At 36.0% G+C, this 15695-nt stretch carries 13 protein-coding genes and 1 pseudogene; 12 read left to right on the forward strand and 2 right to left on the reverse strand.

Annotated features, from left to right (window positions below; genetic code table 11):
* Nucleotides 1-54: 54 nt before the first annotated feature.
* The 4 genes from ACFFHT_RS06500 to ACFFHT_RS06515 all read left to right on the forward strand — a co-directional run bounded on the left by ACFFHT_RS06500 (nt 55) and on the right by ACFFHT_RS06515 (nt 4811).
* Nucleotides 55-1143, forward strand: a complete 1089-nt coding sequence (locus ACFFHT_RS06500; RefSeq protein WP_382374599.1) for a porin — start codon at nt 55-57, stop codon at nt 1141-1143.
* Between the two features lie 380 nt (nt 1144-1523).
* On the forward strand, nt 1524-2126 hold the full coding sequence (locus ACFFHT_RS06505) for a YagU family protein (protein ID WP_382374601.1): 603 nt from the start codon (nt 1524-1526) through the stop codon (nt 2124-2126).
* 208 nt (nt 2127-2334) lie between these two features.
* Nucleotides 2335-3744: a YcjX family GTP-binding protein gene (locus tag ACFFHT_RS06510; RefSeq protein WP_382374603.1), complete on the forward strand. Its 1410-nt coding sequence runs from the start codon at nt 2335-2337 to the stop codon at nt 3742-3744.
* Complete coding sequence (locus ACFFHT_RS06515; protein ID WP_382374605.1) at nt 3744-4811, forward strand: YcjF family protein; 1068 nt, start codon at nt 3744-3746, stop codon at nt 4809-4811. The genes ACFFHT_RS06510 and ACFFHT_RS06515 overlap by 1 nt, the downstream gene beginning before the upstream one ends.
* A gap of 233 nt (nt 4812-5044) precedes the next feature.
* Here ACFFHT_RS06515 and ACFFHT_RS06520 read toward each other — a convergent pair whose 3' ends face one another.
* A complete protein-coding gene (locus ACFFHT_RS06520) occupies nt 5045-6226 on the reverse strand; it encodes an FAD-dependent monooxygenase (RefSeq protein WP_382374607.1) in 1182 nt (393 codons plus the stop codon).
* Between the two features lie 209 nt (nt 6227-6435).
* Between ACFFHT_RS06520 and miaB the strand changes: the two genes are divergently transcribed.
* The 6 genes from miaB to ACFFHT_RS06550 all read left to right on the forward strand — a co-directional run bounded on the left by miaB (nt 6436) and on the right by ACFFHT_RS06550 (nt 12535).
* Nucleotides 6436-7863, forward strand: a complete 1428-nt coding sequence (gene miaB / locus ACFFHT_RS06525; RefSeq protein WP_382371559.1) for a tRNA (N6-isopentenyl adenosine(37)-C2)-methylthiotransferase MiaB — start codon at nt 6436-6438, stop codon at nt 7861-7863.
* 197 nt (nt 7864-8060) lie between these two features.
* The gene (gene yajC / locus ACFFHT_RS06530) at nt 8061-8399 is read left to right on the forward strand and encodes a preprotein translocase subunit YajC (protein ID WP_382371557.1); all 339 of its coding nucleotides are present in this window, start codon (nt 8061-8063) and stop codon (nt 8397-8399) included.
* Nucleotides 8400-8427: 28 nt separating this feature from the next.
* Entirely contained in the window at nt 8428-10272 is a 1845-nt protein-coding gene (secD, locus tag ACFFHT_RS06535) for a protein translocase subunit SecD (protein WP_382371555.1), read from the forward strand.
* Nucleotides 10273-10289: 17 nt separating this feature from the next.
* Nucleotides 10290-11270 carry a protein translocase subunit SecF gene (gene secF, locus ACFFHT_RS06540; protein WP_382371553.1) on the forward strand — a complete coding sequence of 327 codons (981 nt, stop codon included), beginning with the start codon at nt 10290-10292 and terminating at the stop codon, nt 11268-11270.
* A 92-nt stretch (nt 11271-11362) separates the two neighbouring features.
* Nucleotides 11363-11845, forward strand: a complete 483-nt coding sequence (gene lrp / locus ACFFHT_RS06545) for a leucine-responsive transcriptional regulator Lrp (protein ID WP_382374609.1) — start codon at nt 11363-11365, stop codon at nt 11843-11845.
* 282 nt (nt 11846-12127) lie between these two features.
* Nucleotides 12128-12535, forward strand: a complete 408-nt coding sequence (locus ACFFHT_RS06550) for a hypothetical protein (RefSeq protein WP_382374611.1) — start codon at nt 12128-12130, stop codon at nt 12533-12535.
* A 40-nt stretch (nt 12536-12575) separates the two neighbouring features.
* On the opposite strand, the gene ACFFHT_RS06555 is transcribed toward ACFFHT_RS06550, so the two are convergent.
* The gene (locus ACFFHT_RS06555) at nt 12576-13637 is read right to left on the reverse strand and encodes an NADH:flavin oxidoreductase/NADH oxidase (protein WP_382374613.1); all 1062 of its coding nucleotides are present in this window, start codon (nt 13635-13637) and stop codon (nt 12576-12578) included.
* Nucleotides 13638-13934: 297 nt separating this feature from the next.
* Between ACFFHT_RS06555 and ACFFHT_RS06560 the strand changes: the two genes are divergently transcribed.
* Nucleotides 13935-14969 carry an ABC transporter substrate-binding protein gene (locus tag ACFFHT_RS06560; RefSeq protein ID WP_382374615.1) on the forward strand — a complete coding sequence of 345 codons (1035 nt, stop codon included), beginning with the start codon at nt 13935-13937 and terminating at the stop codon, nt 14967-14969.
* A 112-nt stretch (nt 14970-15081) separates the two neighbouring features.
* Nucleotides 15082-15519, forward strand: a pseudogene (locus tag ACFFHT_RS06565) (iron ABC transporter permease); the annotation flags it as partial.
* Nucleotides 15520-15695: the final 176 nt, after the last annotated feature.

Here is a 15695-nt window from a genome sequence, read left to right on the forward strand (position 1 = left end):
TTTCTGCAAAAAGTTCACTGAACTTAACTTAAAAATTTTTAAGAGGTATTTATTATGAAAAAAACATTAGTCGCAGTAGCAGTAGCCGCATTAGCAGCAACTTCTGCCAACGCAGCAGTGGTTTATAACCAAGATGGTACTAAAGTAGAACTTGGCGGACAATTCCGTGTTCTTTTAACTAAACATAAAGGTGAACGTGCAGATCTTAAAAACCCAGGTTCACGTGTAGAAATTAAAGCAGCTCAAGATTTAGGTAATGGTTATAGCGCATTAGCTGCAACTCAACTTCGTTTTGATGCAAATGATGAAGATAGTTTCAGTGATATCGAAGCTCATGAAGTTTATGCAGGATTTTCTCAAGAACAAATTGGTACATTAACTTTCGGTCGCCAAGCTACTAACTTGGATGATTTAGGTATTTCTGACTATACTTATGATCTTGGTGATGTTAAACAAGTTCATACTTCAGATAAAAAAGCAGCTAAATTCCGTAGTGCAGAATGGAACGGCTTTAGCTTCGGTTTAGATTATTTCTTCGGTAATGCTAAGAAAAATGTTAATGAAGAACAAAATGGTAAAGGTTGGGGCGGTGCATTATTCTATACTGCTGAAATTGCTAACGACACCACTTTAACTTTAAACGGTGGTTTCTCTAAAGTTAAGAGTTTCCATAAAGATGGTTTAGATGCAGATGGTAACGCTGTTTCTGCACCAGATTACAATGAAAATGCCTTTGTAGTTGGTACTGAATTAGCAACTGGTCCATTTGCATTAGCAGTTGACTACTCAGAACTTAAAGCATCTGGCGATAGAAAGGCGACTTTAGATTTATCTGATTTAAAAACTGATAAAGTAGCATTAGAAGGTTTTTATAAATTACGTGCTTTAGAAGTGGGTGCTAAATATAACTATTTAGATAATGCGAAAGTTTATGCAGAATACAAATACTATAAAGCAACTGCACGTACTGGTGATGATAAAGGAACTATCAATGGCTTTATTCTTGGTACTGACTACTGGTTAACAAAACAAGTTGTAACCTATGTAGAAGGCGGCACATTTAAATATAGCCTAGATAAAGCAAACGTGAATACTAAAGATAGAGATAACAAAATCGGTGTAGGTTTCCGTGTTTATTTCTAATTTAATCAATTAATCATCTCCATACCCCAGCTTAGTCTGGGGTATTTTTTTGTTGATATTTTTATCTTGATTAATCTATTGATAAACCTCTTACTTCTACCAAATACCCGCTTACTCAAGAATTAAATAACGGTAAAGTTACTAGCTAAGATCAAAAATATCTTTTTCACTTCATTTGTCACCACAAAAAAATACTTTTTACAAGCTAAAACGGTTTAGTTTTTATTATTTTTGTTCATCAATTATTCAATTAACTCTTTTTGATTATTTTTTTGTTGTATAAAAAAATAATTGTTTTATGATCGCGCACATTATCATTTTGCCCTGAAATGATAACCAATATAAACCTATTTTTAACCATATTAATATAAGGAATTTATATGATTAATCTATTTGAACAAACTAACCCAAGCCGTCGTCGCTATGGCGTTGCTGCATTTGTTGGTATCTTTGCAGGTCTTCTTTCTGCCTTTGTAAAATGGGGTGCTGAACATCCATTTCCACCACGCAGCCCATTAGATCTATTCGCTGCAGCTTGTAAAGATCCATCACAAGCATTAGAAGTTTGTTCTCGTGCATTCCTCAACCCACCACACGTTTTCTTAAGAGATTATTTAGGTATTGATCCAACTGCACCAGCATTTACCTTTGCTGACCAAGCATTCAACTGGATTGGTGTTACTCACATCATTTTCTCTTTAGTTTTTGCGATTGCTTACTGTGTTGTTGCAGAACGTTTCCCGAAAGTGAAACTATGGCAAGGTGTATTAGCAGGGATCATTTGTGATATTTGTGTTCACTATATTACTTTCCCACTTTTAGGTTTAACTCCACCAGTAGCAGAATGGCCATTCTATGAACACGTTTCTGAATTTGTTGGTCACATTTTCTGGTTCTGGACAATCGAGTTAGTACGCCGTGACTTACGTAATCGTATCACTCACGAACCAGATGCAGAAATTCCATTGAGCGAAACTCGCTAATTAAATCGTAGTAGAAACCATAACTTAAACAGATATATTTTGCTTAGACGTAAAATATATCTGTTTCTTTTTGCAAAAAAAATTTTCCTCTTTTCTTCTCGCCATTTATCGCTTGAATTCTCTTCCTATAACATCATATTAGTTGCGTTTTTTCCTTTTATGCTCAAATGAGCTACACTATAAAAAATGATTTATTGGACAAAAAGTTATGTTAAAAACCTTACAAAATGAAATAGATAGCCTAATTGAACGAGGATTAGATCAAACTTTACGTCTTGCAGTAACAGGATTAAGTCAAAGCGGTAAAACAACTTTTATTACAGGTTTAATCAATCAATTATTATCACTTAATACGACTGATAAACCACAGCTGCCGCTATTTAATGCTGCACGTAATCAACAAATTCTTGGCGTCAAACGGCTTACCCAAAAAGACTGGACATTGCCACGTTTTGAATATGAAGAAAATCTACTTTGTTTAGAAAAAACACCACCTCAATGGCCACAATCTACTCGTGGTTTAAGTGAAACACGTTTAGAAATTCATTATCAACATCGCCAAAGTTTCTTACGTCATATTAAGGAACAAGGTGTACTTTATTTAGATATTTTTGATTATCCTGGTGAATGGTTATTGGATTTACCGTTGTTATCGCAAAGTTATCAACAATGGTCATTAACCATACAGCAATCACAACAAGGAAAACGCCAAGCACTTGCCGTAAATTGGTTGCAACAAATCAAAAAACTGGATTTACACGCTACCGCAGATGAGCATATCTTGGCACAACTTGCTAAAGCTTACACAGAGTATTTACATCAATGCAAAGCACAAGGTTTCTATTTTATTCAACCAGGACGCTTTATTTTGCCTGGGGACGCTGAAGGCTCAATTGCACTACAATTTTTCCCTTTACCTCATCTTTCTGCTGAACAATGGCTAGCATTAAAAAAATCGGCAACTAAGCAAAGTTATTTTCGTGTATTACAACAACGCTATGATTTTTATCGTAACCATATTGTGAAACAGTTTTATCAACAACACTTCTCTCATTTCGATCGGCAAATTATTTTAGCGGATTGTTTAACTGCACTAAATCATAGTCGAGAAGCATTTATTGATATGCAGTTCGCCTTGCGGGCTTTATTTCAGAGTTTTCATTATGGGCAGCGCAACTTTTTTAATCGTTTATTTTCGCCAAAAATTGATAAATTACTCTTTGCAGCGACTAAAGCAGATCATATTACTACTGAGCAAATCCCTAATTTAATTAGTCTATTAAGGCAATTAGTCCAAGCTGACGGTGAACATCTACATTTCTCTAATATTGATATTGATTTTACTGCTTTAGCTGCTATTCGAGCGACCCAACAAGTCATTGTCGAAGAAAACGGACAACAATTTAAAGCCTTACAAGGCATACGCAGTCAAGATAAAAAACGTATTACCCTCTTTCCTGGTAGTGTGCCACAACGTTTACCAACTGCTGACTTTTGGCAAACTAATCGCTTTGAATTTGATCAATTTGATCCGCAACTGGCAATCAATGGCGAACCATTGCCTCATTTACGCCTTGATGCGGTATTAGAATATTTACTAGGAGATAAATTAAGATAATGCAACAGAAGAAAATTTTTCATCCAGAAGATGCAACTCAAACTGATAACGAAACATTACACAATAAACGTGAGTTTCATTCACAAACAGTGGTCGTAGATGAGCAGGCTTATCACACTGATTCTGAAGTCGAAAACGATTTACACTCTGCCTTACAACGCCCTCTTTCTTGGTGGCAAAAAGGTTTGCTTGGTACAACACTCCTCTTTTCCGTTGCAGTTGTTGCTCAAGCGATCCAATGGTTGATTGATACTTGGCAACAGCATCAGTGGATCAACTTTGCTTTTGCCTTAGTATTTAGTGGCATTGTGGCATTAGGTTTAAGTGCAATCATCAATGAATTTCGCCATTTACGCCAATTAAAACGTCTTGAACAGTTACAACAACGTAATAAAGGCTTACAACTTACACCACAAACACCAACATTATCTGCTAAAGAAGGAACAGAACTTACTCAACAACTGATTGAATATATGCGAATTTCTCCACATGATCCGCAGTATCAACAATGGCAACATTATGCCAATCAAGGTTATACTGCCTCAGAGTTATTACAACTGTTTAGTCAAGAATTTCTCTCTCCACTTGATAAACAAGCACAAAAAATGATTAATAAACAAGCAATTGAAGCCTCACTGCTAGTAGCCATTAGTCCATTAGCATTAGTAGATATGGCTTTTATTGCTTGGCGTCATTTACGCTTAATTAATAAGTTAGCCAATTTATATGGCGTAAAATTAGGCTATTTCAGTCGGATTCGTTTAATCAAAATGGTGTTATTTAATATTGCCTTTGCTGGTGCAAGTGAAGTTATTCGTGAAATCGGTATGGATTGGTTATCACAAGATATTACTGCAAAACTATCTGCACGAGTTGCACAAGGTGTGGGCGTTGGATTGCTTACTGCACGTTTAGGTATTAAAACCTTAGAACTTTGTCGCCCGATCCCTTTTACTAGTCAAGAACGCCCAAAACTCCATACTATTCATAAATTGTTATTAGAAGAAGTTAAAACGGTAGTGAAAGACAATTTATTTCGTAGTAAACAAAATGAGTTTGAGAAATAAAGAGTAAAATGAGGTTTTTGCGTTGAAAGTAAAAGGTTTAATTTGTTGACAAAGTCATTTTAGTTAATTTTTTAGCTTGTTTTTCACGTAAATTAGTATTTAGATTTCGCCCTAAAGGGCGCCCTACTTTTTTTGCTTGTACAAAAAAAGTAGGCAAAAAAAGTACACCCTAGCTCCTTGCTAATCCTCATTTCGTCAAGATTTTGCGTTGAAAACAAAATCCTTAATTCCCCTTACAACCCCAACGCATATTTTAACGCTTGACGTTTTACTACCCCCGCTCGATCTGCTGCAATTAAACCAAGATTACGAACAATTTTCACAGGCAGTAATGGGGAACGGAAAGCCTTATAAAAAAGATCCATTGTCGATTGCATTAATAAATTATCGTAATAACGCTGACGTTGATATTTCGCTAAAAAGTGATCTTCATTGAGTTGCTGTTCTTGTTTTAAAGCTGACGCTACATTTTCTAATAAGCATTTCACATCTTTAAAACCCAAATTAACACCCTGCCCCGCTAAAGGATGAATGGTGTGAGCAGCATCGCCAATCAAAATAACGCCATTTTTATAATATTGCTGAGCATGACGGCGAGTTAAGGCAAAACCGCCACATTTTCGTGCCGTAATTTGTCCAACGCATTTCGGAAATTCCATCATAATGGCTTGAGTTAATTTATCCATCGATAACTGTTTTAATTGTGCAATCTTTGCTGGCGTATCATACCAAACTAAACAGGCTTGTTTCCCCTGTAATGGTAATAATGCTCTTGGCCCTGTTGGATAAAATTGTTGCCATGTCATCTGCTGTTGTGCTGCTTCAGTATCGACTAATATCAATAAACAATCTTGCTGATAACGCCAACCTGTCACACCAATGCCAGCAAATTCACGCCATTGTGAATTTGCTCCGTCTGCTGCAATCACTCGAGGGCTACTAATCACTTCACCACTACTTAACGTTAATTGCCATTGCTGCTCTATTCGCTCTGCCTGTGTAATTTGTACTTCTGCACAAGCATTAATCGTTGAAAAGGCAGAAAAACAGTGCCATAACCCTTCCTGAATAAGCTGATTTTCTACCATATAACCCAATTCGCTTAAGCCTAACTCTTCGGCAGAAAACGTGGTCGCAAAGCCCTCAATTTCCCAAGTACTTAGTTGACGATAAGGGCAAACACGTCGTGCAGCAATATAATCCCAAGCACCTAACGATTGTAATAATTTCACTGAACCTGAGCTAATTGCCGAAATCCGTAAATCATAATCTTGTTCTGCTGAAAAAACAGATAATGGTGCTTGCTCTACGACAAAAATTTTTAGCCCTAATTGTGCCAGACCAACCGCACAGGCAGCCCCCACCATACCACCACCTACAATAATAAAATCATAATGTTTAGACTGCTCGTTCATCTTGTTACCCTATTTTTTGTAATGACATTATTCTACTCCAAAACATCCATAGCCCCTAAAACTTACTGAAAATAAATCCTGAATATACCTCAATGAAGTGCTAGAGATTATTGTGATAAATCGGTAGAATAGCGTCCGATTTTCAGAACGGTGCTATTTTCAATAGCATAAATTTCATTATTTCAATCAGTTAACTTTCAATAACCGCAATGACACAAAAATTACATATTAAAACTTGGGGTTGCCAAATGAATGAATACGATTCGGCAAAAATGGCAGACCTATTAAATAGTACACATGGTTTAGAACTTACCGAAAATGCTGAAGAAGCAGATATTCTATTACTCAATACTTGCTCCATTCGAGAAAAAGCACAAGAAAAAGTATTCCATCAATTAGGTCGTTGGAAAGATTTAAAAAAACAAAATCCTGATTTAATTATTGGTGTTGGTGGTTGTGTTGCTTCACAAGAAGGCGAACACATTCGTGAACGTGCACCTTATGTTGATATTATTTTTGGACCACAAACCTTACATCGCTTACCAGAAATGGTAAATCAAATTCGTGGAGGGAAAAGTTCTGTGGTTGATATTAGCTTCCCTGAAATTGAAAAATTTGACCGCTTACCAGAACCAAAAGCAGAAGGCCCAACCGCTTTCGTTTCAATTATGGAAGGATGCAATAAATATTGTTCATTCTGTGTTGTCCCTTATACACGTGGCGAAGAAGTAAGTCGTCCAGTAGATGATGTTTTATTTGAGATTGCCCAACTTGCAGAACAGGGCGTGCGTGAAGTTAATCTGCTTGGACAAAATGTCAATGCGTATCGTGGTCCAACACATGACGGCGGTATTTGTTCGTTTGCAGAATTATTACGTCTTGTTGCAGCGATTGACGGTATTGATCGTTTACGTTTTACCACTTCACACCCAATCGAGTTTACTGACGATATTATTGATGTTTATCGTGATACACCCGAATTAGTTAGCTTCTTGCATCTACCTGTGCAAAGTGGTTCAGATCGTGTATTAACAATGATGAAACGTAACCATACCGCATTAGAATATAAAGCCATTATCCGTAAATTGCGTGAAGCTCGTCCAGATATTCAAATTAGCTCTGATTTTATTGTTGGTTTCCCAGGAGAAACAGCCCAAGATTTTGAGCAAACAATGAATCTCATTGCACAAGTCAACTTTGATATGAGCTTTAGCTTTATTTATTCTCCTCGACCTGGTACACCAGCAGCAGATATGCCAGATGATGTCAGTGAAGAAGAGAAAAAACAACGTCTATACCTACTACAAGAACGTATCAATCAACAGGCTGCACAATTTAGTCGCCGTATGTTAGGGACTGAACAACGTATTCTAGTAGAAGGACCATCGAAAAAAGACATTATGGAATTAACGGGACGCACTGAAAACAATCGAATTGTGAATTTCGTTGGTTCTCCAGACATGATTGGTAAGTTTGTTGATGTTAAAATTACTGATGTTTATACCAACTCTTTACGAGGTGAAGTCGTACGCACTGAAGATGAAATGAGCTTGCGTATTCAACAATCGCCACAAGCTGTTATGCACCGTACACGTAAAGAAGATGAACTTGGCGTTGGACATTACCAAGTAAACTAATCACAAATTTCTCTACTTAACTAAGTAGAGAAATTATTTGCTGAAAAAAAGTACAACTTCCCAGTACAACAGGGAAAGAACATTTTCACAAGATTGTGTTTTTGTGCTATTTTTAGCTTTCTCTTTTTGTACTATGCAAAGTTAAAGTACAAAGTGAGTTATTTTTTACTTAATTAGTTATTTATAAGGAAAACAACATGGGTCTTATCTCTACAGCATATGCTGCTGATGCTGCAGCTGCTCAAGGCGGTGGTATGCAAATGATCTTCTTATTGGTCATTTTCGGTTTAATTTTCTATTTTATGATTTTCCGTCCTCAATCTAAACGCAATAAAGAACATCGTAAATTAATGGATTCTTTAGCGAAAGGTGAAGAGGTTTTATTAAGTAGTGGGCTATTAGGTAAAATTACCAAAATCCCTACTGACAATGAAAACCAATATATTGTTGTTGCATTAAATGCAACTACTGAAGTCACTATTAAAAGAGATTTCATTGCAGCTGTTTTACCAAAAGGCTCTATTAAAACATTTTAATTTTTCATTTTCATAAAGGCATTTAATTGTGTTAAATCGTTACCCTTTATGGAAGAATCTGATGGTGATCTTTGTGGTCGCCATCGGCATTTTATATGCCCTTCCAAATCTTTATGGTGAAGATCCTGCTGTCCAAATTTCTGGTACTCGCGGACAAGTCGCCACTGAACAAACATTAACTGACGTTCGTCAAGTTCTCGAACAAAATAAACTTCCGATTAAATCTATTGCATTAGAGAATGGATCTATTCTGGCGAAATTTAGCAGTACAGACGAACAATTACTCGCAAAAGATAAAATTCTAGAAAAACTAGGCAATAATTACTCTGTTGCACTAAATCTTGCGCCAGCAACACCAAATTGGCTCACTAATATTGGGGCTAGTCCATTGAAGCTAGGGCTCGATTTGCGTGGTGGAGTGCGTTTCTTAATGGAAGTAGATCTCAAGTCAGTTTTAGCGAAACAACAAGAACAACTACAAGACAATCTTCGCACCGAGTTACGTAAAGAAAAATTTGTCTATAAAGCATTACAATCAGGTGATAATTATTCCACTGTAATCACATTAGCCGATCAAATCTCACCTGAAAATGTCGTTCGTGTTTTAAAACGTAAACATCCAAATTGGGATGTTATCAGTAATGGTCAAAACGTTACTTTAACCCTTTCTGAAACTGAACTTACTCGTTTGAAAACCAGTGCGGTAGAACAAAACATCACTATTTTGCGTAAACGGGTAAATGAATTAGGGGTAGCAGAACCTGTCGTTCAACAACAAGGTGCAGAACGTATTGTCGTTGAATTACCAGGTGTGCAAGACACTGCACGAGCTAAAGAAATTTTAGGTGCAACTGCAACTTTAGAATTCCGTATGGTAAACCAAACTGCAAACGTTGCTGCAGCAGAGAATGGTATGGTGCCATCTGACTCTGAATTACAACATGACCGCAATGGTAGACCTGTTGTGGTTTATCGTAAAACTATTTTAGGGGGTGAACATATTACGGATGCAAATTCTGGTAATGATGAATACGGTCGCCCACAAGTAAACATCTCATTGGATAGCGAAGGCGGAAATATTATGTCTGAAGCGACTAAAACCGCAATTGGTAAACCAATGGCAACTGTTTATAGTGAATACAAAGATAGCGGTCAAAAAGATGCTAACGGTAAAGCAATCTTAATCAAACACGAAGAAGTTATTAACGTTGCTACAATCCAATCTCGCCTTGGTAATACATTCCGTATTACAGGTATTGATTCACCAGCAGAAGCTCAAAACCTCTCTGTATTATTACGTTCTGGTGCTCTCATTGCTCCAATTCAAATCGTAGAAGAACGCACTATCGGTCCATCATTAGGAACACAAAACATTGAACAAGGATTAAAAGCGAGCTTCTGGGGATTAGCCATTGTTGTATTATTTATGGTGCTTTACTATCGTAAATTTGGCTTGATCGCAAATATCGCCTTAATTGCCAATATTATTATTCTTGTTGGTGTAATGTCGTTAATTCCAGGTGCAACCTTATCAATGCCAGGTATTGCTGGGATTGTGTTATCCGTAGGGATGTCGGTCGATGCTAATGTCCTGATCTTTGAACGGATAAAAGAAGAGTTACGCAATGGTCGCTCAATTCAACAGGCAATTAACGAAGGATATAATGGTGCATTTTCAAGTATCTTCGATGCAAACTTAACTACTATTCTAACTGCTATCATTCTTTATGCAGCAGGAACAGGTCCCGTAAAAGGTTTCGCAATTACGTTGTCTCTTGGTGTTGCCATTTCAATGTTTACTGCAATTACTGGTACTCGTGCTATCGTGAACTTCCTCTATGGTGGTAAACGACTCAGTAAGTTATCGATTTAGGGATGGAATCAATTAGCATGAAAAATTCAACAAATGTAGATAATCAAACTGAATGTCTTAATGATATCAAGTTCCCATACAAGCTATTCCACTTTATGCGTTATCGTGTAGTGGCATATAGCTTCTCTATTTTAGTCATAGCAATTTCATTATTCTTCATTATTACAAAAGGCTTTAACTGGGGGCTAGACTTTACTGGCGGTACTGTTATTGATACCACGTTCTCACAACCAGCAGATTTACCAAAAGTACGTGAAGTTCTAACTGAAAATGGATTACACAGTGCAGTTGTACAAGCCTCTGGTGGTGTGCGTGATGTTATGGTTCGTGTACCAGCATCTTTTAATGATCCAAATTTAGGTACACATATTAAATCTATTCTAAGTGGTATTGATAAAGACGTTAATATTCGCAGTATTGAATTCGTCGGACCAAATGTTGGTGAAGAACTTACTGTTTCTGCGATTTATGCCACTTTAATTACCTTAGCAATGCTATTAATTTATGTAGGATTCCGTTTTGAATGGCGTCTTGCATTAGGGGCAATTCTCTCCTTAGCACATGACGTTATTGTAACAGTCGGCGTGTTCTCTGCATTACAAGTAGAAATTGACCTAACTTTCGTTGCTGCTATTTTATCGATAATTGGTTATTCATTGAACGATAGTATTGTAGTATTCGATCGTGTACGGGAAAACTTCCGTAAGATTCGCCGAGCTTCAACAGTAGAAATTATCAATATTTCGTTAAGTCAAACCTTATCAAGAACCTTGATGACATCAATTACTACATTGATTGTAGTCATTGCTTTATTGCTATTTGGTGGACCAACAATCCACAGTTTCTCATTAGCACTATTAATCGGGATTGGTTTTGGTACTTATTCATCGATCTATATCGCGATTGCATTAGCATTGAATTTTGGTTTAAAACGTGAACATATGTTGCCACCAAAAGTCGATAAAGAAGGTGCAGATCAAGAAGCATTATTACCATAACAACATCAGCCGTACAAAGTACGGCTGATGTCTTTTAATCTGAAATCTACTATAATAAAAAATACGTTATCCACCTCAAAAGGATTAAAAACATGCGTCAAAAAAAAATGGCTAAATCACTTGATGCCATCGATATCAAAATTCTTAATGAACTCCAGCACAACGGAAAAATTTCTAATATCGAATTATCAAAACGCGTTGGTTTATCACCTACTCCTTGTTTAGAACGTGTCAAACGTTTAGAAAAACAAGGTGTAATTATGGGGTATCGCGCATTGCTCAATCCTGAATTACTCGATTCACCACTATTAGTCATTGTTGAAATTACGCTAGTACGCGGCAAGCCTGATGTCTTTGAAGAATTTAATCGTGCTGTGCAAGATCTAGACGAAATTCAAGAATGTCATCTTGTTTCTGGTGATTTCGATTATTTATTAAAAACACGTGTAGCCGATATGGCAGCTTATCGTAAATTACTAGGTACTACATTATTACGTTTACCTGGGGTGAATGACACACGTACTTATGTGGTGATGGAAGAAGTTAAGCAGACTAATTATCTGTTGTTAAAATAGTCAAAACGAATAGCAGCCCTCGCTTACTACAATCAAAATATAAATTCTTGCAACTCATCCTAGCCTTCTTCAATCCTGAAGGAGAGGGCTGGGAGAAAAAAGGTTGATCACAAAAGATATTCTCGTACATTTAGTCATTATTAGTTAATATTTGACTTTGAATTTAGGTTTGTCATCCGTTTAAATGAGCTATAAAACAGCCCATTTTTCCAATAACTCTATATAGCTTCACTCATTATGAAATATTGTAAAATCGTACTATATCTATTTACATTTATCCTGATGACATTTCTTACGATATATACTGGCTCTCGTTATTTACGTTTCTATATTGAACCAAGTGCAAAAAACCTAGCTTATGCCAATAAAATTAATGTTGAACACTGTGGTAAGGGAAGAAAGTATACTTGTTATTCTGCTTTTTTAATATATCAAGTTAATGGACAAGTATTTACTTCAGAAAAGACAGATTTAACATATCAACAAGCAGACATATTAAGACAACAACAAGGTATTAAAGTAACCTACCTTATCAATCAACCCTCTATCATTATTCATGAAGGATATTCTGATAAGCAATTTTTTTGGTTCTTTCTTAGTATAATATTGTTATGTCTATTTACACCGATTGTATATTTCTATCGCAAATGGAAAAAACCACCATCCAATATCACAGATACTTCAACTTAAAAAAATGTCGGATACAACTGTATCCGACTTATACATACAACTACATAAAGCCACGTTGATATTGGCGAGGAATATCATTAATTGGTGAACTGTCACTGGCATTTTGCTCATATTGTGCATTTAACACCCAATATGGATCTCGCAATAAACCTCTACCAATAGCAACTAAATCCGCATCACCACTACCAATTACGAAATCTGCTAAGGCAGGATCATCTAACATTCCAACAGCAATCACAGGTAAATTCGTTGCTTGTTTTACTTTACGAGCTAAATAAACTTGATAACCTGCAGCAAATTGTGGATGCTTACCTTCAACTAATGCACCATTACCACCACCGCTCACATGAATCATATCTACCCCAGCAGCTGCGAAGCGTTTCGCCACCTCAACTCCGTAATCACTATCAAATCCATTCGCTGAGTATTCTTGTGCAGAAATACGGATAACTAATGGCATATCTTCTGGCATTACTGCCTTAACAGCTTTAATGACTTGCTCACCAAATAACATTTTATCTTGTCCATATTCATCTTGGCGTTGATTAGATTTTGGCGAATAGAATTGATGAATTAAATAACCATGAGCACCATGTAATTCAATTAAATCAAAACCTGCTTCCACTGCTCTTTTTACTGAATCTTGGAATGCTTGGATAATCTCTTGAATTTCTACTTTACTTAATCCCCGTGGTGTTTTTAAGTTTTGTCCAGGATAATCTAAATCTCCATAATGAATCGCTGAAGGTGCAACGACATCATCACAATCTTGTGCTTTACGTCCAGCATGACCAATTTGAATCCCTATTTTGGCACCTTGTGCATGCACTGCATCAACAATACGCTTAAATGCATCACGTTGCTGATCATTCCATAAACCTAAGCAATGAGGTGTAATACGTCCATTAGGTGCAACATTAGTCATTTCCACAATAATTAATCCTACACCCCCAATAGCTCGTGATGTATAGTGTACAAAATGCCAATCATTAGGTACACCATCGACCGCACTATATTGGCACATAGGCGGCATCACAATCCGATTACGTAATGTTAAATTTTTAATTGCAAACGGCTGCGTAAAATAACGAAACTTTGCCATAAAAAACTCCTTATAAGTAATTAATAAAGTAATAACGTCCGTTATTATACGATAAGAAATTACCTATTCATTAATCCATTTCTCTTATCAATATAATTGTTATTTTATTTAAAATGATTCTTATCGAATGCAAATTTGATTGATAAAGAAAATAAAAGAGTTTTTTGTCTATTTTTTTAGCCAATTATTCATTTACATTACATTATTTTTTATTTTTGTGAATTTATTCACAGTTCTATCTATAAACCTTACTTATAATTAAATAGTATTTTTACCTATATTAAGGAGTAATAACTTATGCGTTTATCCACTTCTCTTAAACTTTCTGCAATTGCAGTTAGTACTATATTATTAGCTTCAACTGCACAAGCAGCAGGTCGCCTTGTTGTTTACTGTAGTGCCACTAATGAATTATGTGAAACTGAAACTCAAGAATTTTCTAAAAAATATGATGTAAAAACGTCTTTTATCCGTAATGGTTCTGGTAGTACTTTTGCTAAAGTAGAAGCTGAAAAAAATAATCCTCAAGCCGATGTTTGGTACGGTGGTACATTTGATCCACAATCTCAAGCAGGGGAACTTGGTCTACTCCAACCTTATCAATCACCAAATCTTTCCCAAATTGTCGAAAAATTCCGTGACCCTGGTAAAGTAAAAGGTAATTTATCTTCTGCTATTTATATGGGTATTTTAGGTTTCGGGGTAAATACTGAACGTTTAGCAAAACTTGGCATTAAAGATGTGCCTAAATGTTGGAGCGATTTATTAGATCCTCGCTTAAAAGGGGAAATCCAAATTGCTGATCCACAAAGTTCTGGTACTGCTTATACTGCGATTGCAACATTTGTTCAATTATGGGGCGAACCAAAAGCATTTGATTACTTCAAATCTTTAGATAAAAACATCTCTCAATATACCAAATCAGGTATTACCCCATCTCGTAATGCAGCTCGTGGAGAAGCGACTATTGGTATTGGTTTCTTACACGACTACGCATTAGAAAAAGAGAAAGGTGCACCATTAGCGTTAATCGTACCTTGTGAAGGTACTGGTTATGAACTCGGTGGAGTAAGTATCTTAAAAGGTGCAAGAAACTTAGATAATGCGAAATTGTTCGTGGATTGGGTATTATCTAAAGAAGGTCAAGAGTTGGCTTGGAAAAAAGGTCAATCCTTACAAACTTTAACCAATACAACAGCAGAACAATCTCCAAACGCATTTGATCCAACAAAACTTAATCTTATCAACTATGATTTTGAAAAATATGGGTCAAGTGATGAAAGAAAACGTCTCATTGATAAGTGGGTTAATGACGTTAAATTAAATAAATAATAAGTAAGATAAATAGCTATGGTTCACTTACCATAGCTATTCCCCATTTACCTATTTTCCTAATTTGATAGGGAATTATTATATATTCCCTATTTCTATTTTGAGAGGTTGTATGAACTCAACAAAATTTTCATTAAATACCACCACAACCTGGATCTTATTGAGTTTAATCGCTTTCGCGATTTTACCTACTTTTGCATTAGACTATGGTCTATTAGAATCGACCTCAGATGAATTTCTTGCTGCAATGGGTTGGCATTCATTTAATCTAAGCTGGTTTTGGTTCTGTTCATTAATTATTTTTTGGATCTTACCTCGCCTAGGTTTATCGATCGAAACAGAAGCTAAAACAACACTATTCGCAATCTGTGTAATTAGCTTATTTACCTTTTTCTCTGCCAATATTTATCATCTAAGTCTAGGTTATTCCATTATTGTCTTAGTAATTACCTTAACCGCAATCGCAACTAATGGTTTAGCAGCATTAAAAATTATGCAAGGCGATAAATTTATTATTGCCTCATTGCTCAGCATTATTTTATTAATCTTTTCGGTATTATGTAGCAGTTGCACAAAGAAACCAAAAACTGAATAATCAACCGTAAAAAAGCCTTGAGTGTAGTGATAAGCTCAAGGCTTTTTAATTTAGGTGATAATCTACTTCAGCCTCTAAAAATAATATTTTTGCAACTTATTGAATGGTTAGTTAAAGAGATTATATTTGTA

Source organism: Gallibacterium melopsittaci (assembly GCF_042433085.1).
GTDB classification, from domain to species: Bacteria; Pseudomonadota; Gammaproteobacteria; order Enterobacterales; family Pasteurellaceae; genus Gallibacterium; species Gallibacterium melopsittaci.

What these genes read in the sequence shown, in the direction of transcription:
- ACFFHT_RS06500 (WP_382374599.1), top strand. Translation starts at nt 55, where the DNA reads ATGAAAAAAACATTAGTCGCAGTAGCAGTAGCCGCATTAGCAGCAACT.
- ACFFHT_RS06505 (WP_382374601.1), top strand. Translation starts at nt 1,524, where the DNA reads ATGATTAATCTATTTGAACAAACTAACCCAAGCCGTCGTCGCTATGGC.
- ACFFHT_RS06510 (WP_382374603.1), top strand. Translation starts at nt 2,335, where the DNA reads ATGTTAAAAACCTTACAAAATGAAATAGATAGCCTAATTGAACGAGGA.
- ACFFHT_RS06515 (WP_382374605.1), top strand. Translation starts at nt 3,744, where the DNA reads ATGCAACAGAAGAAAATTTTTCATCCAGAAGATGCAACTCAAACTGAT.
- ACFFHT_RS06520 (WP_382374607.1), bottom strand. Translation starts at nt 6,226, where the DNA reads ATGAACGAGCAGTCTAAACATTATGATTTTATTATTGTAGGTGGTGGT.
- miaB (WP_382371559.1), top strand. Translation starts at nt 6,436, where the DNA reads ATGACACAAAAATTACATATTAAAACTTGGGGTTGCCAAATGAATGAA.
- yajC (WP_382371557.1), top strand. Translation starts at nt 8,061, where the DNA reads ATGGGTCTTATCTCTACAGCATATGCTGCTGATGCTGCAGCTGCTCAA.
- secF (WP_382371553.1), top strand. Translation starts at nt 10,290, where the DNA reads ATGAAAAATTCAACAAATGTAGATAATCAAACTGAATGTCTTAATGAT.
- lrp (WP_382374609.1), top strand. Translation starts at nt 11,363, where the DNA reads ATGCGTCAAAAAAAAATGGCTAAATCACTTGATGCCATCGATATCAAA.
- ACFFHT_RS06550 (WP_382374611.1), top strand. Translation starts at nt 12,128, where the DNA reads ATGACATTTCTTACGATATATACTGGCTCTCGTTATTTACGTTTCTAT.
- ACFFHT_RS06555 (WP_382374613.1), bottom strand. Translation starts at nt 13,637, where the DNA reads ATGGCAAAGTTTCGTTATTTTACGCAGCCGTTTGCAATTAAAAATTTA.
- ACFFHT_RS06560 (WP_382374615.1), top strand. Translation starts at nt 13,935, where the DNA reads ATGCGTTTATCCACTTCTCTTAAACTTTCTGCAATTGCAGTTAGTACT.